Here is a 23,664-nt window from a genome sequence, read left to right as displayed (position 1 = left end):
CTACCCAATAACGATAAGATGCTACCATAAAAACAGTCAAAGAGTTAGGGAAATACGTGGTCCAAAAGTAATCAGAGGAAATAAAGTACATACCAATAAATGTACACGAATAAATGATATTGCTAAAATCGATAAAGTTGTTTTGTTTTAAGGACCTGTTTAGGTAAAGTTTCGAGAGTTTGTCAGAAAGAACATAGACATAAATTAGGAGAGCTAGGAATGAGGGGATAATCAATTGGGAAAGAAGAAAAAATGGTTGATTTCAGTAAGTATAGGTGTATTATTAGTGCTTTTGTTAACGATAGGAGTGAATAGAATGAGCCAACCAACAGAAAAAGAGAACCAAATTGCTTTTTTGAAAGAGCATGAAAGTAAAATGACAGAATATATTAACCAATCTGAAGGTAAAAAAGTAACAGCGATTGATTATGATTGGAACAATGTTAATCAAGTGGTTATCGGAAATGGTCTTCCTAGTGGTGCAGGTAAAAAAATTCAAATTTTTGGATTCGTAAATAATAAGCCAAATATGGATTTCAGGCTTGATATAAAATTAAATAAAAACAATATACCTGATATGTCAACTTTACATTATGGTCAAAAAATAAATTATGAGGGAGAACATCATGTCTGATTTAGAAAATACAAATAATATATATGCTAATTTTGCACAAAGATCTTATACAGGTCGTGAGATTAACTTTCCTTATGAAGAGCTTAGCTTTAGTAAAAAAAAGAAACTAGACAATAATAATTCTGTTAAATTCAATTTCCCAAATGCAAAAGATGCTCATGGAAATGATTTAAGCACTGTCTACCTCCAACCCGACACCACCGTAAAAACAGTCAAGGAGTTAGGAAACATCCGAGTGCCGAAAGTAAATGGGGGCTATGAAGTACAAAGTTATGTGAAAAACACATATAAGCAAGGACTCTTGACGGATGAAAAAGCTGGATTCAATGCTTATTATGTGACGGATACGCCTAAGTTGTCGATAGAGACTAAGCATACTTATTTTGTTACTAGAGGCAGTGATGGTATTTCTTCAAGTAATTTGAATCTTAATGACTGGTGGCATAATAACCAGGCATTTACAACAAAAAATGCTTATATTCCGCAAGCAAAATTAGCAAATCAAGCCATGCACCAGAAGATAACGGAAATGACCACACAAGCACCTCATGCTACAATGTCTGTCACAGGTCATTCTCTGGGAACGATGGTGTCGATTCAGGCTGTGGCGAATCTCCCTGAAAAAGATATTGCTAAAATCGACAAAGTGGTTTTGTTTCAAGGACCTGATGCGCGTGAAAGTATCAATAAAATGTCTGAACAGGCACAAAAAAATATCCAGAAGTTGGAAGAGCATGGGAAAATCGACTATTACGTCAATGCTTTTGATATCGTTTCCATGTTGAATAGAAATAAGCCTGGAGTAGATGAAATCGGGAATGTTCGCTATTTACTACCGAAATCTTTTAACACGACGTTTGATATGGAAGATCAAAACGGCTCGAGTCATGATTTTGGACAGTTTCAAATAAATCCTGATGGCACACTTCAGGAAGCTAATTTAAAGGAACATGGCTACATTTTTGCTGCGGGGGTAAAGGTTTCCCAATTGATAGATAAATATTTGAATCGTGTAGTAAAAGAAAAACCAGAAGGTGGGTTATCTTTTACCGAAGTCATAAAATTATTGCTATCTGGAGAATATAAAGATTTTGAAAAAGAATATGCCAAGATTATTGCAGAGGCAAAAGTTGCTAGTGAATGGAACGAGACGGTCAACGAATTACATAAAAGAATTTCTAATGCTTCAGGTTCTAAAAAAATCACTTTACAATCGGAGTTAGTTCAATCGATCATCCAAAAGGCGAAAAATATAGGCGAAGAGTACGAGATCATCTTTAAAAATGCCCAAAAAGAATTTGAAGATGAGATTACGGCAATATCGAAAGAAATATTGGCTGGTGCGGGAGCAATCAAAAACTATTTGACTTATTGGGAAGTACAAGAGATGGTTTCCCCGTATGGAATAAATAATTTATGGGACAGCGGACAAGCCTCATTAAATACGAATCAAGTGAAACAATATAAAGAGAAGCTGGAGGAATTTAGTAATAAACTGGCGGTAGTAGCAAATCATCTTACAGAGTATGACAGACAGGCAGGAAATATTTTGTTCAAAAACAAGTGAAAGGAGTTTATCCATGGAAGATAGAGAATTACAAGAATTTTTAGAAAGACTTGGACAAGAACAAAAGGAACGGGAACGAGTAGCCATACAAGCGCTGATTCTGGCAAAGGAAAGTCGCATCGCTCAGGCCAAGTTAACTTCGATCGAATCCCTAAAAGAGATCTCAGAAGGAATGTATCAACAAACGAATAGTGTCTTACCATCTACTTTGAAAGGCGCTTTAGAAGGGGAAAGTGCCGTTGGAGCAGAACAGTATGTCAAACAAATGAAACAACCAACGTTGGTCACACCTGTGAAAAGGGGGTAAAGAATGGGGACAGTAGAGAAACAACGGAAACTACAAGATTTAGAGGAGCAATTCTATCAAAACAAACGTCAGATACACCGTCAACAAGAAGAAATCGATCATCAGTTAGTAAACTTTAGGAAAGAAACAGGTCAATTGGTACAAAAAATCATGTATTTGACGAAGAATGATCATTGGGATAGCCGACAATTCTATCATCAAATGGAGGCAATAGATCGTAACCTGATCCATACGGCTCAAAACTATGCACGACAATTAGAAGAAAAAGAGCAAGAATTAACAAGATCCTATCGAAAAGAGATAGAGCGAATTCACGAAACCAATTACTAGAAAAAAAGTGTCACGATCTTTCACAAATCTCTCTTCCTTATAGAAAATAGACTCTCTGTTATAATACATGTAAGCAAATAAGATAATAGGGGGAGAAAGATGAGCGAAGATGATGTGAAACAGATAACCAATACAGGGTTGCCATACGATGATATGGACTCTAAAGTAGTACACGCACGAAATCATGCCTTGAGACAATGCAGGAGATACAATTTTCTCGTGAATTCAGAAAATCATTATAAATACCCCATTTTACGGGCGCTATTCGCTTCAATGGGTGAGAATGTCTATATCGAGTCGAATTTTCAATGTGAGTTTGGATTCAACATTTCTATAGGAAATAATGTTTATTTGAACCATGATATGATCATTCTTGATTGTCATGAGGTGACGATCGGAAATGACGTTTATGTAGGGCCGAGAGTTGGTTTGTATGCAGCCAATCATGCAGAAGATCCATTTGAACGTGCTGATCATGTCGTTTATGCGAAGCCGATCCATATTGGCGATAAAGTTTGGTTAGGAGCGGGAGTCCATGTTCTTCAAGGGGTGACGATTGGTGCAAATAGCATCATTGGGGCAGGAAGTGTCGTAACAAAAGATATACCAGAAAATGTGATTGCTGCGGGGAATCCATGTAAAGTGATCCGACCGATTACGTATAAAGATCGAGAAAAAAATATTAAAGTCCAAGATAGTGCCTTGTTGATGGAACGATAGCATACTGGATTCAGGAAAGTCTCTTTCAGTCAAACAAGAGACAAAAACTTTTGGATAACAAACAATACCCGAACGATGGATCATTCCTTCTCATAGAGATGAGAGAAATTGATTCGACGTTCGGGTTTTTGCATTTAGTGATTAGCTATAGTACAAATACGCATCAACGATTTCTTGTCTTTGCCACTACTTGGTTTGGTAATTTCAACACAACGAGTGAAACGACAAGGACCGATAGCAGCCGATCTAAATAATCTGTCGCTGCTTGAACGATCGTGACACTTACAGCTTGGTTTAGTCCTAATCCGTAAAGAAGTTGGACGATGGCACTTGAACCTGATGAGGTGATACCGCCAAATAATTGGATCGTGATGATCGAGGATAGTATGGTTCCAGGCGCTGAAAGGACAAATGTCCACGCCAATAATGAAAGTCTACTCTTCAAACCGTGTGCCTGTAATTTCTGTGGTAAAATCAACCCTGCTAATAGTCCAGTGACGATTTGTATGGGTGAATAATACAAAGAGAACATGTCCATTGTCACGCCACTAAGCAAACTACTACTCAATCCTGTCAAAACACCAGGAATTGGTCCGAGTAAGGCACCGGCAAAAATCGTGCCGATCGAATCAAGATAAATCGGTAAACGGAGCCATAAAGCAATCGTTCCACCGAGAAAGTTGATTCCGATACTTAGTGCCATGATTGTGATCATTCTTGTCGTGATTTTCTTTTGTGTCATCTTTTTTCATCCTATCTTTAATCTTTCCAGATCATTTTTTATCAATTCTTCTTGTGCATGTAAAAGAACGGCTAAAAACTTCCGGAAAAAAAGAGAGGTGTCGACATCTGTCATGATTAGACTGTTTGGTTTTTTCTGCCAAAAATCATAACGATCAACCAAGGTTTGTCCGCGGCTGATGCCTTGTGTTTCAACAGCAGTATAGCTAGTGAATCCTTGGCACAGTTGTTCATCGATGAAATAAGCAACTGCTAAAGGATCATTGATGACACAACCAAGGATGCGTTCTTGCTGCCAGTGAAAGTCAAAGTAAAAGCGTGTGATTGCTTTTAAATAGTTGCCTTCTTGAGGTGCAAGTTGGCAACAATATTCTAGGATCGTTGGTGTAAAGACGATTTCTCGTGTCACGTCTAAACCGACCATCTCGATCATTTGACCAAGATGTTCAAATACATAAGCTGCGGCATCAGGGTCACACCAGTAATTGTATTCTGCTACTGGTGAACAATTGCCGTGGCTTTTATACGTGCCGCCCATCGAAACAAATCGATCCATGTGCTTTCCTAGTTGTGGATTCTTTTGTAAAGCAGAAGCGACATTTGTTAGCGGCCCTAACGCAATCACTGAAGTATCTTTTTGTTCAGCAAAATAACTCGCTAAAAAATCAACAGCGTGGATCGTTTCGGCTTGCTTGTCTGTTACTAATGGGAAGTTCGTTTCCCCTAGACCGTCCATGCCGTGAGTATCTTGAGCGCTGATAAATGGCGTGTTGAGTGGTGTTGCAGAACCTTGATAGACAGGGATGTCTAAACGGTCACAACGTTCCAAACAACGGATCACATTTTCAGTTCCCAAATGTACGGGGACGTTCCCACAAACGGTGGTGATTGCGACAACTTCGATTTCTGGTGATTTTAATGCAAACAATAGCGCTAATGTATCATCGATACCGGGATCGCAATCAATAATAACTTTTCGCATTATTTCCAATCTCCTTTCTTTAGAGACACTTAGTTTTTTATCCTGGGAAGTTTCCGAACCAGTCCAAGGGGTCAACCCTTGATTCCAATGCACGGCATTAGTATACTTATTTTTATGAAGAATGTAAATGTTATGCAAACAATTCATTATCTCTTATGAGTGTTAGAAGTAGGAAGAGAAGATCGTTTGTAAGGAATAAGGTGTTTAAAATTACAGCTGGTCAATGGTTCACTGTCTGCCTCTTTGGTAGAACGTGGTACAATAGAAATGAACGTTGAAATACGTAGGAGAAAGCTAGAGCACCATTTAGCATACTTGAATTTTTGTTTCAATCACCAAGTAGAAAGTGTGGGATGCAAGTGATTGTTTTTTATAGTTTATTAATTATGTTATTAATGATCGGTAGTTATCATTTTATTGCTTATCTGTACGCAAAGAAGTTGATCAAAACTGGATTACAACGTGGTTATGCTTGGTATGAAGAGACAGGTCATCAACTCATGGACCCTGCCTCTTTGACGACAGTCGAAGAGCAACGCCAACGTTTAGAAGATCTAGCAGAAGATTTTTGGCAACAAGGAGAACCCATTATGACCAAAAGTCAAGAGGGGTTAAAATTGAAGGGGAGGATATTCTCTACTTATTCGAACAAAGGTAAATGGGTAGTCTGTGTCCATGACTATCGCAGCACAGGAAAAAAAGACATGTCTTATATCGGGAAAAAGTATGCAGAAAAAGGCTTCAATGTCTTGATCCCTGATTTGCGTGCCCATGGGGAAAGTGAAGGGGAGATCATTGGGATGGGGTGGTTGGATCGATTAGATCTGATACTCTGGATCAATGAGATCTTGCAACGAGAGCCAGAGGCTAAGATCATCTTACATGGAGGCTCAATGGGGGCTTCTACGATCATGATGGCTAGTGGCGAGAAGTTGCCGAGTGCTGTCAAAGGCTTGATCCTTGATAGTGGCTTTGTATCCGTTTATTCAGAATTTCGTTATATGTTAAGCAAATTGACAGTTTTTCCAAAAAAAATCATTATGCGACATGCGAATCGTTACGCACAAAAATATGCAGGCTATTCTTTGAAACAGGCATCAGCAACGAGACAGTTAGGGAGCAATCATTTACCCGTTCTGATCATCCATGGTGAACATGATCATTTTGTTCCGATGGAAGCAGCTTATACGATCCAAAATGCAACGGCAGGAGATAAAGCCTTACTGCTAGTGCCTGGAGCAGAACATTTAGAAGCAGTCAGTAAAGATCCAGAGACCTACTGGACAGTGATTTTTTCATTCATTGAGCAAAGAGTGGGTCTATAAGTACAAATGATTGTTTGAAAAAAATAGGACTGGTAAAATCAAATTGAATAAAGAAACTGTTCGTTATTTTAGGGTTGGGAGAGTGAAATGATGGAAATCAAAGAAGAAAAAAATCGCTTAGTGTTATTGGACGATGAACAAAATGAAATAGGAGAAATGACGTGGTCTGATGCTGGTCCTGATATTATGATCATTGATCATACATTTGTTGATCCTGCATTTCGTGGACAGAAATTAGCAGAAAAATTGGTTGCTACAGGAGTAGAAGTAGCCAGACGTACTGGCAGAAAAGTGATTCCGTTATGTCCCTACGCAAAAGCGGAGTTTGAGAGAAAAGCTGAATATCATGATGTTTGGCGAAAATAAGCGTTAATGGTTAGCAAAAAAGCATTGATTTTAGAGGAGGATACAGGTGGATCGTTTGTCACAGAACCTGCAAAAAAATCGATGTGAAAAAGCCTAGAAATGTTCTTTAAAACATCGCCCATCTTATGAAACACTGTTGTCACAAGACGTGTTATGTGATAAAGTTAGAAGGACGATATTTTGAGAAAGGAGGCTGTTTGATGTATAATATTATTTTAGGGATCGTCATTGTCATCTCGATTATGATGGTCATTGCAATCATGATGCAACCAAGCAAACAAAATAGTGCAGCAAGTGCATTTACAGGTGGCGCAGATCAATTATTCGGAAAGCAAAAAGCACGTGGATTTGAAGCAGTAATGCAACGCTCGACAGCTGTTATGGGCGCTGTATGGATGATTCTGTTGTTCGTACTTGCATTTTTATCTTCTAAATAAATCGTTCGAAACCAATGATCAGAAGTGATCATTTGCTTCATTCAGATTTTGAGGATATACGGATGGTTCATCGATTGTTCAAAAAAATAGAAGGTCTGGGAAACGAAATGCTCCCAGACCTTTTTTGTTGAATAGAAAAAGAACCGTTATATAAGAAGGTATTTGCTAACTATGGTAAAATAAGGCTAATGAGGTGAATAAAATGAAAAGTCTACCACAACCTATTTATGAAAAACATGGGAAGCGTGCAATCCTCTTATTGCATGCGTATTCAGGTAGTCCAAATGATGTACGGATGTTAGCCCGTTTTTTAGAGAAATCAAACTATTCGGTCTATGCCCCAATGTTTACAGGACATGGCACGCTTGCTCCAAATGAGATCTTAGAACAGGACGCTGAGACGTGGTGGCAAGACACGAAACAAGCGATCCAGTTTCTCAACGATGAAGGATTTTCTGACATCGCCGTATTAGGATTGTCGATGGGTGGCATTTTTGCCGTTCGAGCATTATCAGAATTTCCGATGATAGGAGGCGGATTTTTTTGTTCGCCAATTTCTCCAGTAGAAAATCATGTGCCGGAGAATTTTGAGAATTATGTACGCCAGGTCTTGAAAATTGCCGGTGAATCGGAGTCGATGATCGAACAACAAGTCGAAAGCTTTCGGCCACGAGTACAGCAACAATTAATAGATATTCAAGAGCAAGCAGCAATAACAGAAAGTAAGTTATCAGATATCCAAAAACCAGTATTCATGGCTCAAGCGGGTCAAGATGAAATGATTGATCCTTATGGTGTCTACGAGACAGCAAAAAAACTTACGCAAACTGACATTTCCTTACACTGGTATCCAGAAAGTAAGCATGTGATCACAGTAGGAATAGCAAGAAAAGCGTTTGAAAAGGATGTATTGGATTTTCTAGAGAACTTACCTTGGAATGAGGAATAATAATGACAAAAGAAACATTAAAAGAAAAAATCATTTTCTTTATTGAAAGCAGTCGTAAGAAAAGTTTTTCGATGGAAGAAATCGCTGAAGGTCTTGGCTTTCAAAAAAGCGAAGATTTTAAATTACTAGTGCAAACCATCGCACAGATGGAAAGAGAACAAAGTATCGTATTTACCAAAAAAGGAAAAATCAAACTGCCACTTCAGCCTATTTTGATTGAAGGAACGTTCCGCGCAAATGAGCGAGGATTTGGGTTTGTCACGATCGATCCTGAAGAAGATGATGTGTATATCCCCAAAGAAGCGACTGGCTATGCGATGGACGGGGATACTGTTGCAATCGATATCGTCAAAACGGCGGATGCCTTTTCGGATCGTGGAGCCGAAGGAAAGGTCGTTGAGATTCGTCAACGCGCAACCACACAAATTGCCGGAGAGTTCATCGCTTATACAGAAGATGAAATGGCAGAAACGGATCTTTATGGAGTAGTCATTCCAAAAGATAAAAAAATGAATCAATTCAAAGTGTACGCCGCAGCAGAAGGTGTCCGTCCAGTAGATGGAAGTATCGTGCTGATCGAATTGACCCATTATCCAGAAAAAAGCTATGCAACGAGTTTAGAAGGAATCATCAAACAAGTCATTGGTCATAAGAATGATCCTGGGATGGATATTTTATCGATTGTCGTAGCCAATGGGATACCGACCCATTTTCCGGATGATGTATTAAGCGAAGCAGATGCTGTACCAGATAGTATCAGTGACAAAGATTTGATTGGTCGCAGAGATTTACGTGACCAATTGATCGTGACGATCGATGGCGAAGATGCCAAAGATTTAGATGATGCAGTCACAGTTAGAAAGTTAGATAATGGGAATTACTTTTTAGGTGTCCACATTGCCGATGTTTCATACTATGTGACAGAAGGCAGTCAATTAGATCGTGAAGCCTATGAACGTGGAACAAGTGTGTATTTGACTGATCGTGTGATTCCGATGATCCCGCAACGTTTATCAAATGGTATTTGTTCGCTGAATCCTAAGGTTCCTCGTTTAACGATGAGTTGTGAAATGGAGATCGACCCAATAGGGAAAATCATTTCTCATGAGATTTTTCCAAGTGTGATCCAAACAACAGAGCGAATGACTTATACAGCAGTCAATCAGATCTTAGAAGAGCAAGACGAAGAAACTATGGCTCGCTATGAATCATTGGTTCCTATGTTTCAAGCGATGGGTGAGTTGCATGAGATCTTAGAGACGATGCGTATTCGTCGTGGTGCGATCTCTTTTGAAGATCGGGAAGCCAAAATCTTGGTTGATCCAGACGGTCACCCTCAAGATATCCTCTTGCGGAGTCGTGGTGTAGGAGAACGTTTGATTGAATCCTTTATGTTAGCAGCCAATGAAACGGTGGCAGAACATTATTCACGTGCGAATTTCCCTTTTATTTATCGTATCCATGAGCAACCAAAAGAAGAGAAAATGCAACGATTCTTTGATTTTGCATCTGCTTTAGGAATTTTAGTCAAAGGAACGAAGGGCACGATCACACCTAAGGACTTACAAAAAGTGATCGAAGATGTTGAAGAAAAACCGGAGTCAGCAGTGATCAATACCATGTTGTTAAGAAGTATGCAACAAGCACGCTATTCTGAGGATAATTTTGGTCATTACGGATTAGCAGCAGAGTACTATACACATTTCACGTCACCGATCCGTCGTTATCCAGACTTGATCGTGCATCGTTTGATTCGTTCATATGGTCAAGATCCAAGTGAAAGCAATCAGACGCATTGGGAAAATGCACTGCCTGATATTGCCGATCATAGCTCGAAAATGGAGCGACGTGCAGTTGAAACGGAACGTGAAGTGGACTCAATGAAGAAAGCCGAGTTTATGATGGATAAAGTGGGAGAAGAATTTGATGGGATCATCAGCTCTGTGGTGAAATTCGGGTTATTCATCGAACTTCCAAATACAGTAGAAGGTTTGATTCATATCAATGAATTAAAACAAGATTACTTCCACTACATTGAAAACCATCTAGCGCTCGTTGGTGAGCGGACAGGATTAACATTCAAGATCGGGCAAAAAGTACGAGTGAAAGTAGTCAAGGCTGATCCTACTGAGCGAGCGGTTGATTTTGAATTAGTCTCAGCAGAAGAATTGGCACCGCTGGAAGCGCCAAAAGGAAGAAGAAAAGAAGCAAATAGAGGTTCTTCAAAACATTCAAATGGACGGCAAACGGACAAGAAAAAACGTCCGAAAAAAGCCGATAGTAAATATGGTCCAAAAAAAGAAAAAGGGAAAAAAGGAAAAAAACCTTTTTACAAAGGCGTCACCAAGAAGAAAAAGAAAAAATAAATAAAAAATGAAAATGAATTGGGGGAATGTCCAATGCCAAAAGGCGAGGGAAAACTGATTGCGCAAAATAAAAAAGCTCGCCATGATTATTCGATCATCGACACAATGGAAGCAGGAATGGTTTTACAAGGTACAGAGATCAAATCTATTCGCAATAGTCGTATCAACTTAAAAGATGGATTTGTTCGTGTGAGAAACGGCGAAGCTTTTTTGCATAATGTCCATGTCAGCCCTTATGAGCAAGGGAATATCTTTAATCATGATCCACTAAGAACTAGAAAATTGTTATTGCATAAAAAGCAAATTGCGCGTTTATTGAATGAAACAAAAAATACCGGAATCACGATTGTTCCTTTGAAAGTCTATATCCGAGATGGCTATGCGAAAGTCTTGATCGGATTGGCCAAAGGGAAAAAATCGTATGATAAGCGAGAAGATCTGAAGCGAAAAGATGTGGATCGACAAATTGATCGTACATTAAAAAATTTCTCTAGATAATTTCATTATCCTTTTTCGCATATTCGGTGCTTTTAGATTTACTTAATGATAAAATTTGTTAGCATTTAATCTGATGAAACATGATTATCACAGGTTTTTTCTGAGTTTCCAGACATCATATCATCCATGTTTTTGATGATTTTTAGACTGAAATAAAAAAGTGTCTAATTTTCATGAAAATACTTTGAAATTTCTATTTCGTGGTGGTATGATACCGTTTGGTTAGAAACCGATAAAGAAAAACCAGATACACACATGAAATTGATTTTATGTGAAATTCGGGGAAAAGAGGTGAAATGGATTGGATGAACGCTCGCTAACGTTCCACATTGGACCGGTTTGGTTTGATGGGACTGTTTGTTTGATGGTGTTGTTAACTTGTTTGATCGTTTTCTTTTTAGTTTACTTCTTTACAAGAAATCTAAAGATGAAGCCAACTGGGAAGCAAAATGCACTTGAATGGGTCATTGATTTTACACGAGGGATCGTTACAGATAATGTACCTAGAAAAGAATTGAATAATTTTCATTTATTGGCATTTACCTTGTTTCTCTTCGTTTTTGTTGCGAACAATATCGGTTTAGTTACAAAAATCGTCTTACCTAGCGAAACGACACTTTGGAAAAGTCCGACAGCAGACCCGTTTGTAACTTTAACATTGGCATTTATTATGATCACACTTACTCATCTATTCGGGGTGAAGAAGCTCGGTTTCAAAGGTTACTTTGTCAACTCGTTCCTAAAACCCTATAGTTTTATGTTTCCAATGAAGGTGATCGAAGAGTTCACAAACTTGTTAACACTTGCTTTACGTCTTTATGGGAATATTTATGCGGGAGAAGTATTGCTAACTTTGATCGCAAAAATGATGACAAGCTTAGGCTGGTTCTCATTGCCTTTAGCAATTCCGTTAGAGATGGTTTGGATCGCGTTCTCACTATTTATCGGAAGCATCCAAGCATTTGTCTTTGTCACTTTATCAATGGTATATATGAGTCACAAAATCGAAGTAGAAGAGTAAAACAACTAGATTTAATTACTATTTAAACTATTTTAGGAGGAAGTAAATTATGAATTATATCGCAGCAGCAATCGCAATCTTAGGGGCAGCTATCGGAGCTGGTTACGGTAATGGTCAAGTAATTTCTAAAACAATCGAATCAATGGCACGCCAACCTGAAATGTCAGGTCAATTACGTACAACGATGTTCATCGGGGTAGCCTTAGTCGAAGCCGTTCCTATTCTAGGTGTTGTTATCGCCTTGATCCTAGTTTTTGGTGTGTAATAAAAATGCTCAGGTTGCGCGATAGTCAAAAAAGCTATCTACTATTTTATTAAATACGCAATCTAAGAAAACTGGATTCTCAGAGAAAGGAAGGCTAACCTATGCTGAATCAATTGGCAATTGCAGAAGTTGGCAATCCGATGTTAGGTAATATCATCGTTGTCAGCGGCTCATTTTTGATATTAATGGTCCTATTAAAACACTTTGCGTGGGGACCGATCAGCGATATTTTAAAAAAACGTGAAGATAAGATCGCCAATGATTTAGATTCTGCAGAACAATCTCGCATCAAATCAGCAAAATTAGAACAAGAACGTGAGCAACAATTGTTGGCTTCTCGCTCTGATGCTGCGGATATCATCAAACATGCGAAAGAAAGTGGAGAATTAAGCCGCCAAAATATTTTGAAGGAGACGCAAGAAGAAGTTGCTCGTCTAAAAAGTAAAGCCCAATCGGATATCACGATGGAACGTGATACGGCATTGAACTCAGTCAAAGACGATGTAGCTGAACTTTCTCTTCAAATCGCGGAAAAAATCTTGAATAAAGAATTATCTCCAGAAATGCACGAATCTTTAATCAATCAATACATCGAAGGTCTAGGTTCGTCAAATGAAACTAGATAAATATACAGTAGGTAGACGTTACGGAAAAGCATTATTTGAACTGGCGATCGATTCAAATAATACAGAAGAAATTTACCAAGAACTTCTTAGTCTACGTAAAATCTATGCTGATGTTCCTGAATTAGGGAGTATCCTTAGTGATGTTCGGTTGGAACCTCATGAAAAGCGATTGATCATGGACAAATTAGTCAGTGGTTATCAAGGAATTGTAAAAAACTTTTTAGAAGTCGTGTTCATGTACAATCGGATGAACGATCTACCTTTGATGATCGACGAATATGAACATCGCTACAATGAAAATAATGGTTTGTTACTGGGAAGTGTGACTACAGCAGTCCCACTTTCAGCGGAACAATTGACTAGACTTGAAGAAAATGTCGCTAAAACAATGAACTATCAAACGGTCGAATTGAAGCAACAAGTTGATTCTACGATCATTGGTGGGGCAATTGTAGAAGCAGATCATCAAGTGATCGACGGAAGCATTCGGACGCAGTTGGAAAAATTGCGTAATCAATTAAATAGATAGTACAAAGAGGTAGGTGAATCGAATGGCTATCAAAGCAGAAGAAATTAGTGCCTTGATTAAAGAACAAATTGAACATTATGAAAACGTGCTTTCAGTCGAAGAAATCGGTACAGTCACTTATGTTGGTGACGGAATCGCACGTGCGCATGGACTTGAAAATGCCATGAGTGGTGAACTACTTGAATTTTCGAACGGTTCATATGGTATGGCACAAAACTTGGAATCAAATGATGTCGGAATCATTATCTTAGGTGATTTTGAATCCATTCGTGAAGGGGATAAAGTAAAACGCACAGGAAAGATCATGGAAGTACCTGTAGGGGACGCAATGATCGGACGTGTCGTCAATCCTTTAGGACAACCCATTGATGGGCTAGGTGAAATCGTGACGGACAAAACACGTCCAGTTGAAGCGATGGCACCTGGTGTTATGCAACGTAAATCAGTCAACGAACCAATGCAAACAGGGTTGAAAGCGATCGATGCGTTAGTACCGATCGGACGTGGACAACGTGAATTAGTCATCGGTGACCGTAAAACAGGGAAAACATCGATTGCAATCGATACAATCATCAACCAAAAAGGTCAAGATATGATTTGTATCTATGTAGCTATTGGACAAAAAGATTCAACGGTACGTACACAAGTAGAAACATTGAAAAAATATGGCGCAATGGATTATACGATCGTAGTCAATGCGGGCGCTTCTCAACCTGCACCATTGCTATACATCGCACCTTATGCTGGAACAGCTATGGGTGAAGAATTCATGTATAACGGCAAACATGTATTGATCATTTTTGATGATCTATCTAAACAAGCTGTTGCCTATCGTGAGCTTTCTTTATTACTTCGTCGACCACCAGGCCGCGAAGCCTATCCAGGGGATGTTTTCTACTTGCACTCACGTTTGTTAGAACGTGCAGCAAAATTAAGTGATGATCTAGGTGGAGGGTCAATGACTGCTTTACCATTTGTTGAAACACAAGCTGGGGATATCTCTGCTTATATTCCAACAAACGTCATTTCGATCACTGATGGACAAATCTTCTTAGAAAGTGATTTGTTCTATGCAGGAACTCGTCCAGCCGTAGATGCAGGGTTATCAGTTTCTCGTGTTGGTGGTTCAGCACAGATCAAAGCAATGAAAAAAGTTGCCGGAACATTGCGTCTAGACTTAGCAAGTTATCGTGAATTAGAAGCATTTACGCAATTTGGTTCTGATTTAGATGCGGCGACACAAGCGAAATTGAATCGTGGTCGTCGTACAGTAGAAATCTTGAAGCAAAAATTACATGCACCTCTTGCAGTGGAAAAACAAGTAGTCATCTTATATGCATTGACACACGGTTACTTAGACAGTATCCCTGTAGATAGCATTTTAGATTTTGAACATGAGTTATTTGAATATCTTGAGACAAATCATGCAGATCTCTTTGAAACGATCCGTACAACGAAAGATCTTCCAGAAGAAGAAGCGTTGAACCAAGCAATTCAAGAGTACAAAGATATCTTTATGGCAACAAAAGGAAATAATTCTTCAACAGAAGACAAATTGAAATCCATTCAAAATGCATAGTGAGGTGAGATGAATGGGCGCTTCATTAAATGAAATCAAGACACGAATCGCGTCAACGAAAAAAACGAGCCAAATCACTCGTGCCATGCAAATGGTCTCAGCTTCTAAATTGACAAAATCTGAAGCTTCTTCACAGAAGTTCCAGATTTATGCCAATAAGGTGAGAGAAATCGTTACGCATTTAACAGCAACACAATTAACTGACATTGCTTCGGCTAATCCAAGAGGAGATGTCAATTATAATAGTATGCTGATCAGTCGACCAGTTAAAAAAACCGGTTATATCGTGATCACAGCTGATGGTGGGTTAGTCGGTGGCTACAATAGTTCCATATTGAAACAAACCATGTCCATCTTGGAAGAAGATCATCAATCACCAGATGAATATGTCATGATCGCCATTGGTGGTACCGGAGCGGATTTCTTTAAAGCTCGTGACATCAACTTAGCGTATGAACTGCGCAATTTGTCTGATCAACCTAGCTTTGATGAGGTTCGTAAAATCGTGAACATGGCAACGACCATGTATCAAAATGAAGTATTTGACGAATTGTATGTATGTTATAACCATCATATCAATTCATTGACTAGTCAATTTCGTGTAGAAAAAATGTTACCTATTTCAGATTTAGATCCGGGAGAAGCGAAAAGCTTTGAGCAAGAATATATTTTTGAACCTTCAAAAGAAGAAATCTTGACTAAACTGTTGCCGCAATATGCCGAAAGTTTGATTTATGGTGCGATCGTCGATGCGAAAACGGCAGAACATGCCGCGGGAATGACTGCAATGAAAACCGCAACAGATAATGCTGCGAACATCATCGATGATCTGACGGTTTCTTATAACCGTGCAAGACAAGGGGCGATCACCCAAGAAATTACCGAAATTGTTGCCGGAGCATCGGCACTAGAATAGCAAGGAGATTGGAGGAAAAAAGATGAGTTCAGGCAAGATTGTTCAAGTAATCGGTCCCGTTGTCGACGTGGAATTTTCTTTAGACCAATCCTTACCAGATATCAACAACGCATTAGTTGTTTATAAAAATGATGAGCAAAAATCAAAAGTTGTTCTTGAAGCAGCATTAGAATTAGGTGACGGTGTGATCCGTACGATCGCAATGGAATCGACGGATGGACTACAACGTGGAATGGAAGTCATCGACACAAGTAAAGCGATCTCTGTACCAGTTGGAACAGAAACATTAGGTCGTGTGTTCAACGTGTTAGGTGAAACAATCGATTTGGAAGCACCATTTCCAGAGGATGCCCAAAGAAGCGAGATCCACAAGAAAGCACCAAATTTTGATGAATTAAGCACAAGTACAGAGATTCTTGAAACTGGGATCAAAGTCATTGACTTATTAGCACCTTATTTAAAAGGTGGGAAAGTTGGATTGTTTGGGGGTGCCGGTGTTGGTAAAACCGTACTGATCCAAGAATTGATCCATAATATCGCCCAAGAACATGGGGGAATCTCAGTGTTTACCGGTGTTGGTGAACGTACCCGTGAAGGAAACGATCTGTATTACGAAATGAAAGATTCAGGCGTAATCGAAAAAACAGCGATGGTGTTTGGACAAATGAATGAGCCACCAGGTGCTCGTATGCGTGTCGCACTAACTGGATTGACGATTGCGGAATATTTCCGTGATGTCGAAGGACAAGACGTGCTCTTATTTATTGATAATATTTTCCGTTTTACCCAAGCAGGTTCGGAAGTATCTGCCTTACTAGGACGTATGCCATCAGCGGTTGGTTATCAACCAACCTTAGCGACTGAAATGGGACAACTCCAAGAACGGATCACTTCAACGAAAAAAGGTTCGATCACTTCGATCCAAGCAATCTACGTGCCAGCGGATGACTATACTGACCCAGCGCCAGCAACGACATTTGCCCATTTAGATGCAACGACAAACTTGGAACGTAAATTGACCGAACAAGGGATCTATCCAGCCGTTGACCCACTTGCTTCTTCATCAAGTGCGTTATCTCCTGAAATCGTAGGAGAAGAACACTACAAAGTAGCGACTGAAGTACAACATGTATTACAACGTTACCGTGAATTGCAAGACATCATCGCTATTTTAGGGATGGATGAATTATCAGATCAAGAAAAAATATTGGTTTCACGCGCTCGTCGAATCCAATTCTTCTTATCACAAAACTTCAATGTAGCTGAACAATTCACAGGTCTTCCAGGTTCTTATGTACCAGTTGAAGAAACTGTCAAAGGCTTCCGTGAGATTCTTGAAGGTAAATACGATGACCTTCCTGAAGAAGCATTCCGCAGTGTCGGCCGAATCGAAGACGTTGTCGAAAAAGCGAAAAAACTAGGCTACTAGAAAGGGGTGCCCCATGGATCAATATTTAACTGTTAATGTGGTTACTCCCGATGGTTTAGTTTATGATCACCATGCGGCAATCGTTGTTGCACGCACTACTGCTGGCGAACTTGGTATTTTACCACAGCATGCGCCCATCATCGTGCCTTTAACAATCGATGAAGTTCGTGTGAAGCGGACAGATTCAGATACACACGTTGACTGGATCGCTGTGAACGGCGGCATCATGGAAGTTCGCGATAACTTAGTTTCAATCGTCGCAGATAGTGCGGAACGTGAACGAGATATCGACGTCACTCGAGCAGAACGCGCAAAACAACGTGCTGAACGCCAAATCGAAGAAGCCAAACAAAAAGAAGATAAGAATGAACTGAAACGGGCAACTGTTGCGTTACACCGCGCAGTGAACCGTATCAATGTATCAAAACATAAGTGATTACTATAATTGACAAGTAATTGAATTATGGTGGGAGAACAACTCCCAAAAGAAGAGATCGGGACAAACACTTATGGGTGCTAATGCAGCCACGTGTGTTTCCCGATCTCTTCTTTTCTTTATCATTCATTGTTAGGATAAAATTTATTTTTTTAGTGTAAAGAAATGATATTTTTCATCCATTTTTCAGAGTTTGTCAAGAAAATTACAGAGATTTATCATTTTTACAACCAATAATTTCTACTTTTATAAAATTTATGGTATCATCAGTGTGTTAGTTATCAAAAACATTTGTTAGAAAGGGCGTAATGATGCAAGTATATGGTATTGATGCAATCATTCGGATCGTTAGTCATTTGGCATTTATTTACTTAGCCTTTTGGTCTTTGCGTTCTTTACGCGTTGACGCTTTTTTTCGTTCAATGCATACGACACAAATTAGAATGGCAATTGTCCTTTTTTCAATTTTTTTAGGGTATACAGCGAGCAGTTTTTTCTTAGAGATCATTGCGCTATGTCGAAATCTTTTCGTCAGCCTATAATTTTAAAAAAAGGTACTATTTTAAAACAAGAAGTGATATAATAAAAAAGATTTTGAGCGAATGTATACTCAACGGATTTTTTTGGGGGGAACAACATGGAAGAGATCATCGTAAAAGGTGGCAATCAATTAAAAGGAACAGTAAAGATCGAAGGAGCAAAGAATGCGGTATTGCCGATTTTAGCCGCAAGTTTATTGGCTGAAGAAGGAACGACCGTTTTAGATAATGTGCCAATTCTTTCTGACGTGTTCACTATGAATCAAGTGATCCGTCATTTGAACGTAGATGTAGCGTTTGATGAAGAGAATAATCGTGTGACACTTGATGCATCGAGAGAATTAGAAATTGAAGCACCTTATGAATACGTAAGCCAAATGCGTGCGTCAATCGTTGTGATGGGACCATTATTGGCTAGAAATGGTCATGCAAAAGTTGCAATGCCTGGTGGATGTGCGATTGGAAAACGTCCGATCGATTTACACCTAAAAGGTTTTCAAGCCTTGGGTGCAAAAATCATTCAAAAGAATGGTTATATCGAAGCAATCGCCGATCAACTGATCGGAAATACGATCTATTTAGATTTTCCAAGTGTTGGTGCGACACAAAACATCATGATGGCTGCTGTCAAAGCAAAAGGCACGACGATCATTGAAAACGTCGCACGTGAACCTGAAATCGTTGATTTAGCGAATATCTTAAATAAAATGGGTGCGAATGTTTATGGCGCTGGTACAGAAACGATGCGTATCGAAGGCGTTGATCATTTGTATGCAGTCAACCATTCAATCGTCCAAGACCGTATCGAAGCTGGTACTTTCATGGTAGCAGCAGCAATGACTGAAGGCAATCTATTGATCGCTGATGCGATTTCTGAGCATAATCGTCCATTGATCTCTAAATTGATTGAAATGGGTGCAACGATCACTGAAGAAGACGGTGGCGTTCGTGTCATCGGACCAAAACATATTTTACCAACAGATGTAAAAACAATGCCACATCCTGGTTTCCCAACGGATATGCAAGCACAAATGACTGCTATTCAGTTGGTTGCAGAAGGTACAAGTGTTGTGACTGAAACAGTCTTTGAGAACCGTTTCCAACATCTTGAAGAAATGCGCAGAATGAATGCACATGTAAAAATCGATGGTAACATTGCAATCATGGATGGTAATCACGAATTACAAGGTGCTGAAGTCTATGCAACAGATCTAAGAGCAGCAGCAGCGCTCGTATTAGCTGGTTTGAAAGCAAATGGAATCACACGCGTTCGTAACCTAAAATATTTAGATCGTGGCTATTATAATTTCCATATTAAATTGCAACAATTAGGTGCAGATGTGGAACGTGTAAATGTAGAAGAAACACCAGTCGAAAAAACACCACAAACAATCGCTTAAGGATGTGACGAGAGATGACGAGTCCACGCTATATTTTGATAAGTTTGGTAAAAATTTTAGCTGTCATTTTACTTGTACTCCTATTATTCATCATTGGAACAATGATCGGATATGGTTTGATTGGCGGTGGAAGTCCATTCAAGGTCTTTCAACCGAGCTTATGGTTGCATATCTTTGATTTCTTTAGTTAAGTGTGTACACTAGGTAACAGATAAGATAAAAAGAGGTTGTGGCAAAAGCGTACAGCTCCGAGAAATAAGCGCCAAAATCCGAAAATAGCTTTTCATATTTTTGGGTTTTGGCGCTTATTTCTGTAGGAGTTGCTTTTAGAACACCGTTTATCCGGTTATAGGGGATGGTAAGTGGATGTATGACCAATCCTCTTTTTTATGGAGATGAAAATATGAAAAAGATTTTAATTTATTTAGTTCGAGGATACCAGCGTTTTATTTCACCTGCGTTCCCACCAAGTTGTCGGTATTATCCAACTTGTTCCAATTACATGATTCAAGCCATCCAAGTACATGGTGCGCTCAAAGGAACCCTAATGGGAACAGCACGCATCTTTCGTTGCCACCCATTTGTGAAAGGCGGTATCGATTATGTGCCTCGTAACTTTCGTTTGACGCGTAATAAAGAAGATCAATCGATGCCAGACTATAAAAAATACAAAAAATAGAGTCATTGATTTTTATTAGATGGGAGAAAGCGATGTTTCAACAATTGAACAAAAGTGACTTACCATGGGCGTTACTACTAGAAGCCGATCCTGATAAAGACAAAGTGATCACTTATGTGACCAATGGCGATGGATTTATCTGGAAAGAGCAGGATGAAGTGATTGGTGTGCTTGTTTATGAAATCAGAGAAACGGAATGTGAGATCATGAATGTTTCTGTTGCTGATGCGCATCAAGGAAGAGGAATCGGTGGCAAGCTGATTGACCATGCACTCGAACAGTTGAGCAAAGAATGCAAACAACCAACAAAAATACTGATCCGTACAGGAAGCATCACGAATCCAGCGTTACATCTTTATCAGAAAAAAGGCTTTAAAGAAGTATCAAGAGAAAAGGATTACTTCATCAATAACTACCCAGAACCAATCTATGAAGAAGGAATACTTCTAAGAGATCAAGTCACTTTAGCCAAAGAATTATAGAATAAAAAGAGAGCGTTTCACAGTGAAACTAATGATGAAAAACTATCGAGGAGGAACAAATAATTATGGGGATTTTAGCATTCGATTTTGGTGGTTCAGCTGTCAAATATGGTTATTGGGAACAAGAAACACTAACACATAAAGGTCAGTTCACAACACCAGCTACATGGAAAGAAATGAAAGCGCAATTATTATTGGTATTCCAACAATTATCACAAGAAGTAGCAATCAGTGGGGTCGCCTTTAGTGCACCAGGTGTTGTGAATAGCCAACGACAAGTGATTGAAGGTATCAGCGCGATCCCCTATATCCATGGGTTTGATATTTATACTGAATTAGAGGAATTGTTTGGTCTGCCAGTTGCTATGGAAAATGATGCGAATTGCGCGGGAATGGCTGAGTTTTATGAAGGTGCTGCTCGTGGCTATCAAAATGTTGCTTTTGTAGTAATTGGTACAGGCGTAGGTGGTGCGATGTTCACTAATGGTGAATTGAATAAAGGCGCTCATCTTTATGGCGGAGAATTTGGCTTGATGTTTCTTAATGGGGAGCATACATTCAGTACATTAGGAACGGCAGTCCAAATGGCGTGGCGGTATTGTGAACGCAAAGGATTAGATAAACATACCTTTAGTGGAAAAGAAGTCTTTGAATTAGCAGAAAATGGTGATCCTCTCGCACAAGAAGAAGTTGAATCTTTTTATGATTATTTAACAAAAGGGTTATTTAGTATTCAATTTTCTTTTGATCCAGAAGTGATCGTATTGGGTGGCGGAATTTCTGCAAAAGAGGGATTACTGACAGAAATCAATCAACGGATGAAAAAATTGACGAATCATTTTGGGTTGAATGATTTTGATCCATTGATCACCCTGTGTGAGTATCGCAATGATGCGAACCTGATAGGGGCAGCAGCAAATTATCTAGCGCAACAAGAAGCAGGAAAATAAATTATCAAATAGAAGGCACGCAGTGAATGTTTTCTGCCGTTAAATGTGATAAACTATTGAGGAGGTGGGAAATAATGTCAAAAAAGAATAAAGATATTGAAGTGCGTACCGAAGAGATCAAAAAAACGATCAAAGGGAACACATATGAGGTAACGCAGTTATTTATTGGTAAAAAAATGATCGGTGAAATTTTAGCGTATGGCCCAAAAGAATTTGAGATTTTCTTGGGAGAAGAAGACTTTGGCAAAGAAAAAAGTCTTGAAAATGCGATAGAAACAGTAATTCGTCATTGGAATTTACACGAATAAAAAAATATCAAAAAAATTTTCAATAAAGGGTTGCAATCACTTGGAAAATTAGGTATTATAACTAAGTCAGGTTGATACAAACCTTTCGGAGGAGTAGCGAAGTGGCTAAACGCGACGGACTGTAAATCCGTTCCTTAGGGTTCAGTGGTTCGAATCCACTCTCCTCCATTTCATTGGGGTATAGCCAAGCGGTAAGGCAAGGGACTTTGACTCCCTCATGCGTTGGTTCGAATCCAGCTACCCCAGTTCCTAGAGTGATCAGTTGCAGATCACTCTTTTTTTGTGTAAAACACCTTGTTTCTTGCTGATTTTGCTATTATAGGCTAGAGTAGATATAAGAAGAAAAAAGGAGGCGGCACAAATGAAGTGGAAACAAAAAGTAGATGAAACAGCAGAAAAAATTTACGATATGATCAAATCGGAGAAGTACAATGTAGAGATCCATGTACCGAAAAAATCAGAAAAATTTGTCCAAATCAAAGCGAAACGTCCAACAAATCATACCAAAAAATGGTTGTCTAAAAATCGTTAAGAATAACAAAAGCTCTGAAGTTCACATAATCTTGTGTTCTTCAGAGCTTTTGTTATTTTTCAATCTCGATCCCTAAGACGGTCAAGTGACCATTTCCCACTAATTTGATGACTAAAGTAGCTAACTGCTGTGGTGTCATCTCGGTATCACTAGTGACCCACCAATGTAAAGTACCGGTGAAAATGGCAGTTATGTATTCTGTGATAAAGTCAATAGGTACTTCTAGTTCGTTCTCTGTGATTTTTAGACGATCAAAGATAGTGGCATATTTTTCTGATAAGAAAATTTTCAACTTTTTTCTGAAAAACTCGATCGAAGTGCCGTCCAAAGTCGTAATAAATATGGCTTTGTTCTCAGCCACCAATTGGTAAATTTGAGTTAAGGCGCGGTTGACCCGTTTCAGCTTCAATTTATTGCCTTCCATCAAGGGTTCCAAATCTAAGATCGAGGTAAATGTCTGGATAGCGATATGGAATAAATGCTCATAGAGATCTTGTTTATCTTTGAAATGAGCATAAAAAGTCGCACGATTGATCATTGCTTCATCGGCGATTTCTTGGATCGTGATTCGCTCCATACTTTTTGTTTCTAGTAAACGTAAGAACGCTTCAATAATCATTTTGTTGGTACGTTTCACTCGAAGATCGTTTTTCTTCATCATAAAAATCTCCTCACTTTTGGTCGACAAATCGCACACGATTGTTGTTTATCTCACAAACTGACGATTATTGCTTATTGCAATCGCTCTAAA

General features: G+C 39.0%; 30 protein-coding genes, 2 tRNA genes and 1 riboswitch. Of the genes, 29 read left to right on the top strand and 3 right to left on the bottom strand.

The genetic code is table 11. The features are described 5' to 3' along the window. Positions 1-235 precede the first annotated feature (235 nt). From IGJ14_RS09870 to IGJ14_RS09850, 5 genes are all read left to right on the top strand, one after another. A complete protein-coding gene (locus tag IGJ14_RS09870) occupies positions 236-634 on the top strand; it encodes a hypothetical protein (protein ID WP_029594178.1) in 399 nt (132 codons plus the stop codon). After that, positions 627-2,201, top strand: a complete 1,575-nt coding sequence (locus IGJ14_RS09865; RefSeq protein ID WP_430607685.1) for a cutinase family protein — start codon at positions 627-629, stop codon at positions 2,199-2,201. The genes IGJ14_RS09870 and IGJ14_RS09865 overlap by 8 nt, the downstream gene beginning before the upstream one ends. A 13-nt stretch (positions 2,202-2,214) precedes the next feature. Continuing rightward, positions 2,215-2,508 (top strand): hypothetical protein, encoded by a 294-nt coding sequence (locus tag IGJ14_RS09860; RefSeq protein ID WP_065095657.1) that lies wholly within the window; start codon positions 2,215-2,217, stop codon positions 2,506-2,508. 3 nt (positions 2,509-2,511) lie between these two features. Next, positions 2,512-2,838, top strand: a complete 327-nt coding sequence (locus IGJ14_RS09855) for a hypothetical protein (RefSeq protein ID WP_019723969.1) — start codon at positions 2,512-2,514, stop codon at positions 2,836-2,838. A gap of 99 nt (positions 2,839-2,937) precedes the next feature. Next, complete coding sequence (locus IGJ14_RS09850; RefSeq protein ID WP_010734876.1) at positions 2,938-3,558, top strand: sugar O-acetyltransferase; 621 nt, start codon at positions 2,938-2,940, stop codon at positions 3,556-3,558. A gap of 163 nt (positions 3,559-3,721) precedes the next feature. On the opposite strand, the gene IGJ14_RS09845 is transcribed toward IGJ14_RS09850, so the two are convergent. Both IGJ14_RS09845 and IGJ14_RS09840 read right to left on the bottom strand, forming a co-directional pair. Further along, a complete protein-coding gene (locus IGJ14_RS09845) occupies positions 3,722-4,300 on the bottom strand; it encodes an ECF transporter S component (RefSeq protein ID WP_065095658.1) in 579 nt (192 codons plus the stop codon). Between the two features lie 6 nt (positions 4,301-4,306). Next, on the bottom strand, positions 4,307-5,281 hold the full coding sequence (locus IGJ14_RS09840; RefSeq protein WP_065095659.1) for a nucleoside hydrolase: 975 nt from the start codon (positions 5,279-5,281) through the stop codon (positions 4,307-4,309). A 23-nt stretch (positions 5,282-5,304) separates the two neighbouring features. Then, positions 5,305-5,349: riboswitch (PreQ1 riboswitch) on the bottom strand. A gap of 291 nt (positions 5,350-5,640) precedes the next feature. Between IGJ14_RS09840 and IGJ14_RS09835 the strand changes: the two genes are divergently transcribed. The 24 genes from IGJ14_RS09835 to IGJ14_RS09720 all read left to right on the top strand — a co-directional run bounded on the left by IGJ14_RS09835 (position 5,641) and on the right by IGJ14_RS09720 (position 22,913). After that, positions 5,641-6,606 carry an alpha/beta hydrolase gene (locus tag IGJ14_RS09835; protein ID WP_171844985.1) on the top strand — a complete coding sequence of 322 codons (966 nt, stop codon included), beginning with the start codon at positions 5,641-5,643 and terminating at the stop codon, positions 6,604-6,606. Positions 6,607-6,696: 90 nt separating this feature from the next. Continuing rightward, positions 6,697-6,972 (top strand): GNAT family N-acetyltransferase, encoded by a 276-nt coding sequence (locus IGJ14_RS09830; protein WP_019724263.1) that lies wholly within the window; start codon positions 6,697-6,699, stop codon positions 6,970-6,972. Between the two features lie 200 nt (positions 6,973-7,172). Continuing rightward, entirely contained in the window at positions 7,173-7,409 is a 237-nt protein-coding gene (secG, locus tag IGJ14_RS09825) for a preprotein translocase subunit SecG (protein ID WP_010734881.1), read from the top strand. Positions 7,410-7,611: 202 nt separating this feature from the next. Further along, positions 7,612-8,358 (top strand): alpha/beta hydrolase, encoded by a 747-nt coding sequence (locus IGJ14_RS09820; protein ID WP_065095661.1) that lies wholly within the window; start codon positions 7,612-7,614, stop codon positions 8,356-8,358. Between the two features lie 2 nt (positions 8,359-8,360). Further along, complete coding sequence (rnr, locus tag IGJ14_RS09815; protein ID WP_065095662.1) at positions 8,361-10,724, top strand: ribonuclease R; 2,364 nt, start codon at positions 8,361-8,363, stop codon at positions 10,722-10,724. 33 nt (positions 10,725-10,757) lie between these two features. Continuing rightward, complete coding sequence (gene smpB / locus IGJ14_RS09810; protein ID WP_010734884.1) at positions 10,758-11,222, top strand: SsrA-binding protein SmpB; 465 nt, start codon at positions 10,758-10,760, stop codon at positions 11,220-11,222. Between the two features lie 301 nt (positions 11,223-11,523). Beyond that, entirely contained in the window at positions 11,524-12,243 is a 720-nt protein-coding gene (gene atpB, locus IGJ14_RS09805) for a F0F1 ATP synthase subunit A (protein ID WP_010734885.1), read from the top strand. A gap of 49 nt (positions 12,244-12,292) precedes the next feature. Continuing rightward, positions 12,293-12,508, top strand: coding sequence for an ATP synthase F0 subunit C (gene atpE, locus IGJ14_RS09800; protein WP_010734886.1), 216 nt, complete (start codon positions 12,293-12,295; stop codon positions 12,506-12,508). A gap of 101 nt (positions 12,509-12,609) precedes the next feature. Then, on the top strand, positions 12,610-13,134 hold the full coding sequence (atpF, locus tag IGJ14_RS09795) for a F0F1 ATP synthase subunit B (protein ID WP_010734887.1): 525 nt from the start codon (positions 12,610-12,612) through the stop codon (positions 13,132-13,134). Then, positions 13,121-13,663, top strand: coding sequence for an ATP synthase F1 subunit delta (gene atpH / locus IGJ14_RS09790; protein ID WP_010734888.1), 543 nt, complete (start codon positions 13,121-13,123; stop codon positions 13,661-13,663). Before atpF ends, atpH begins: the two co-directional genes overlap by 14 nt. 22 nt (positions 13,664-13,685) lie before the next feature. Beyond that, positions 13,686-15,242: a F0F1 ATP synthase subunit alpha gene (atpA, locus tag IGJ14_RS09785; protein ID WP_010734889.1), complete on the top strand. Its 1,557-nt coding sequence runs from the start codon at positions 13,686-13,688 to the stop codon at positions 15,240-15,242. Between the two features lie 13 nt (positions 15,243-15,255). Beyond that, positions 15,256-16,158, top strand: coding sequence for a F0F1 ATP synthase subunit gamma (locus IGJ14_RS09780; RefSeq protein ID WP_430607681.1), 903 nt, complete (start codon positions 15,256-15,258; stop codon positions 16,156-16,158). Positions 16,159-16,180: 22 nt separating this feature from the next. Continuing rightward, the gene (atpD, locus tag IGJ14_RS09775) at positions 16,181-17,587 is read left to right on the top strand and encodes a F0F1 ATP synthase subunit beta (RefSeq protein WP_010734891.1); all 1,407 of its coding nucleotides are present in this window, start codon (positions 16,181-16,183) and stop codon (positions 17,585-17,587) included. 13 nt (positions 17,588-17,600) lie between these two features. Next, positions 17,601-18,023 (top strand): F0F1 ATP synthase subunit epsilon, encoded by a 423-nt coding sequence (locus IGJ14_RS09770; protein WP_010734892.1) that lies wholly within the window; start codon positions 17,601-17,603, stop codon positions 18,021-18,023. 311 nt (positions 18,024-18,334) lie between these two features. Beyond that, positions 18,335-18,565: a DUF1146 family protein gene (locus tag IGJ14_RS09765; protein ID WP_029594144.1), complete on the top strand. Its 231-nt coding sequence runs from the start codon at positions 18,335-18,337 to the stop codon at positions 18,563-18,565. A gap of 95 nt (positions 18,566-18,660) precedes the next feature. Next, positions 18,661-19,962 (top strand): UDP-N-acetylglucosamine 1-carboxyvinyltransferase, encoded by a 1,302-nt coding sequence (gene murA, locus IGJ14_RS09760; RefSeq protein ID WP_065095663.1) that lies wholly within the window; start codon positions 18,661-18,663, stop codon positions 19,960-19,962. A gap of 14 nt (positions 19,963-19,976) precedes the next feature. Further along, positions 19,977-20,153 carry a DNA-directed RNA polymerase subunit beta gene (locus IGJ14_RS09755; RefSeq protein ID WP_010734895.1) on the top strand — a complete coding sequence of 59 codons (177 nt, stop codon included), beginning with the start codon at positions 19,977-19,979 and terminating at the stop codon, positions 20,151-20,153. A gap of 212 nt (positions 20,154-20,365) precedes the next feature. After that, the gene (yidD, locus tag IGJ14_RS09750) at positions 20,366-20,641 is read left to right on the top strand and encodes a membrane protein insertion efficiency factor YidD (protein ID WP_010734896.1); all 276 of its coding nucleotides are present in this window, start codon (positions 20,366-20,368) and stop codon (positions 20,639-20,641) included. Between the two features lie 32 nt (positions 20,642-20,673). Next, positions 20,674-21,123 (top strand): GNAT family N-acetyltransferase, encoded by a 450-nt coding sequence (locus IGJ14_RS09745; protein WP_430607678.1) that lies wholly within the window; start codon positions 20,674-20,676, stop codon positions 21,121-21,123. Between the two features lie 65 nt (positions 21,124-21,188). Continuing rightward, a complete protein-coding gene (locus tag IGJ14_RS09740; RefSeq protein ID WP_430607675.1) occupies positions 21,189-22,073 on the top strand; it encodes an ROK family protein in 885 nt (294 codons plus the stop codon). Positions 22,074-22,147: 74 nt separating this feature from the next. Continuing rightward, complete coding sequence (locus IGJ14_RS09735) at positions 22,148-22,381, top strand: DUF2969 domain-containing protein (protein WP_010734899.1); 234 nt, start codon at positions 22,148-22,150, stop codon at positions 22,379-22,381. A gap of 87 nt (positions 22,382-22,468) precedes the next feature. Continuing rightward, positions 22,469-22,549: transfer RNA gene (locus IGJ14_RS09730), tRNA-Tyr, on the top strand. Positions 22,550-22,555: 6 nt separating this feature from the next. Further along, positions 22,556-22,627 (top strand) — tRNA-Gln (locus IGJ14_RS09725). A 115-nt stretch (positions 22,628-22,742) separates the two neighbouring features. Next, entirely contained in the window at positions 22,743-22,913 is a 171-nt protein-coding gene (locus IGJ14_RS09720) for a hypothetical protein (protein ID WP_010734900.1), read from the top strand. 52 nt (positions 22,914-22,965) lie between these two features. On the opposite strand, the gene IGJ14_RS09715 is transcribed toward IGJ14_RS09720, so the two are convergent. Continuing rightward, positions 22,966-23,574 (bottom strand): TetR/AcrR family transcriptional regulator, encoded by a 609-nt coding sequence (locus IGJ14_RS09715; RefSeq protein ID WP_029594141.1) that lies wholly within the window; start codon positions 23,572-23,574, stop codon positions 22,966-22,968. Positions 23,575-23,664: the final 90 nt, after the last annotated feature.

The sequence above is a fragment of the Enterococcus sp. DIV1304_2 genome, assembly GCF_050555445.1.
Taxonomy (GTDB): domain Bacteria; phylum Bacillota; class Bacilli; order Lactobacillales; family Enterococcaceae; genus Enterococcus_B; species Enterococcus_B pernyi.
This window is presented reverse-complemented; position numbering and strand designations above follow the sequence as displayed.

Coding starts and splice junctions, on each gene's coding strand:
- IGJ14_RS09850 (WP_010734876.1), top strand. CDS start 2,938: ATGAGCGAAGATGATGTGAAACAGATAACCAATACAGGGTTGCCATAC.
- IGJ14_RS09865 (WP_430607685.1), top strand. CDS start 627: ATGTCTGATTTAGAAAATACAAATAATATATATGCTAATTTTGCACAA.
- atpF (WP_010734887.1), top strand. CDS start 12,610: ATGCTGAATCAATTGGCAATTGCAGAAGTTGGCAATCCGATGTTAGGT.
- IGJ14_RS09745 (WP_430607678.1), top strand. CDS start 20,674: ATGTTTCAACAATTGAACAAAAGTGACTTACCATGGGCGTTACTACTA.
- IGJ14_RS09840 (WP_065095659.1), bottom strand. CDS start 5,281: ATGCGAAAAGTTATTATTGATTGCGATCCCGGTATCGATGATACATTA.
- IGJ14_RS09765 (WP_029594144.1), top strand. CDS start 18,335: ATGCAAGTATATGGTATTGATGCAATCATTCGGATCGTTAGTCATTTG.
- IGJ14_RS09720 (WP_010734900.1), top strand. CDS start 22,743: ATGAAGTGGAAACAAAAAGTAGATGAAACAGCAGAAAAAATTTACGAT.
- smpB (WP_010734884.1), top strand. CDS start 10,758: ATGCCAAAAGGCGAGGGAAAACTGATTGCGCAAAATAAAAAAGCTCGC.
- murA (WP_065095663.1), top strand. CDS start 18,661: ATGGAAGAGATCATCGTAAAAGGTGGCAATCAATTAAAAGGAACAGTA.
- IGJ14_RS09855 (WP_019723969.1), top strand. CDS start 2,512: ATGGGGACAGTAGAGAAACAACGGAAACTACAAGATTTAGAGGAGCAA.
- IGJ14_RS09860 (WP_065095657.1), top strand. CDS start 2,215: ATGGAAGATAGAGAATTACAAGAATTTTTAGAAAGACTTGGACAAGAA.
- atpH (WP_010734888.1), top strand. CDS start 13,121: ATGAAACTAGATAAATATACAGTAGGTAGACGTTACGGAAAAGCATTA.
- IGJ14_RS09755 (WP_010734895.1), top strand. CDS start 19,977: ATGACGAGTCCACGCTATATTTTGATAAGTTTGGTAAAAATTTTAGCT.
- atpD (WP_010734891.1), top strand. CDS start 16,181: ATGAGTTCAGGCAAGATTGTTCAAGTAATCGGTCCCGTTGTCGACGTG.
- IGJ14_RS09735 (WP_010734899.1), top strand. CDS start 22,148: ATGTCAAAAAAGAATAAAGATATTGAAGTGCGTACCGAAGAGATCAAA.
- atpA (WP_010734889.1), top strand. CDS start 13,686: ATGGCTATCAAAGCAGAAGAAATTAGTGCCTTGATTAAAGAACAAATT.
- IGJ14_RS09715 (WP_029594141.1), bottom strand. CDS start 23,574: ATGATGAAGAAAAACGATCTTCGAGTGAAACGTACCAACAAAATGATT.
- rnr (WP_065095662.1), top strand. CDS start 8,361: ATGACAAAAGAAACATTAAAAGAAAAAATCATTTTCTTTATTGAAAGC.
- IGJ14_RS09770 (WP_010734892.1), top strand. CDS start 17,601: ATGGATCAATATTTAACTGTTAATGTGGTTACTCCCGATGGTTTAGTT.
- IGJ14_RS09820 (WP_065095661.1), top strand. CDS start 7,612: ATGAAAAGTCTACCACAACCTATTTATGAAAAACATGGGAAGCGTGCA.
- atpE (WP_010734886.1), top strand. CDS start 12,293: ATGAATTATATCGCAGCAGCAATCGCAATCTTAGGGGCAGCTATCGGA.
- yidD (WP_010734896.1), top strand. CDS start 20,366: ATGAAAAAGATTTTAATTTATTTAGTTCGAGGATACCAGCGTTTTATT.
- IGJ14_RS09830 (WP_019724263.1), top strand. CDS start 6,697: ATGGAAATCAAAGAAGAAAAAAATCGCTTAGTGTTATTGGACGATGAA.
- IGJ14_RS09780 (WP_430607681.1), top strand. CDS start 15,256: ATGGGCGCTTCATTAAATGAAATCAAGACACGAATCGCGTCAACGAAA.
- IGJ14_RS09845 (WP_065095658.1), bottom strand. CDS start 4,300: ATGACACAAAAGAAAATCACGACAAGAATGATCACAATCATGGCACTA.
- IGJ14_RS09740 (WP_430607675.1), top strand. CDS start 21,189: ATGGGGATTTTAGCATTCGATTTTGGTGGTTCAGCTGTCAAATATGGT.
- secG (WP_010734881.1), top strand. CDS start 7,173: ATGTATAATATTATTTTAGGGATCGTCATTGTCATCTCGATTATGATG.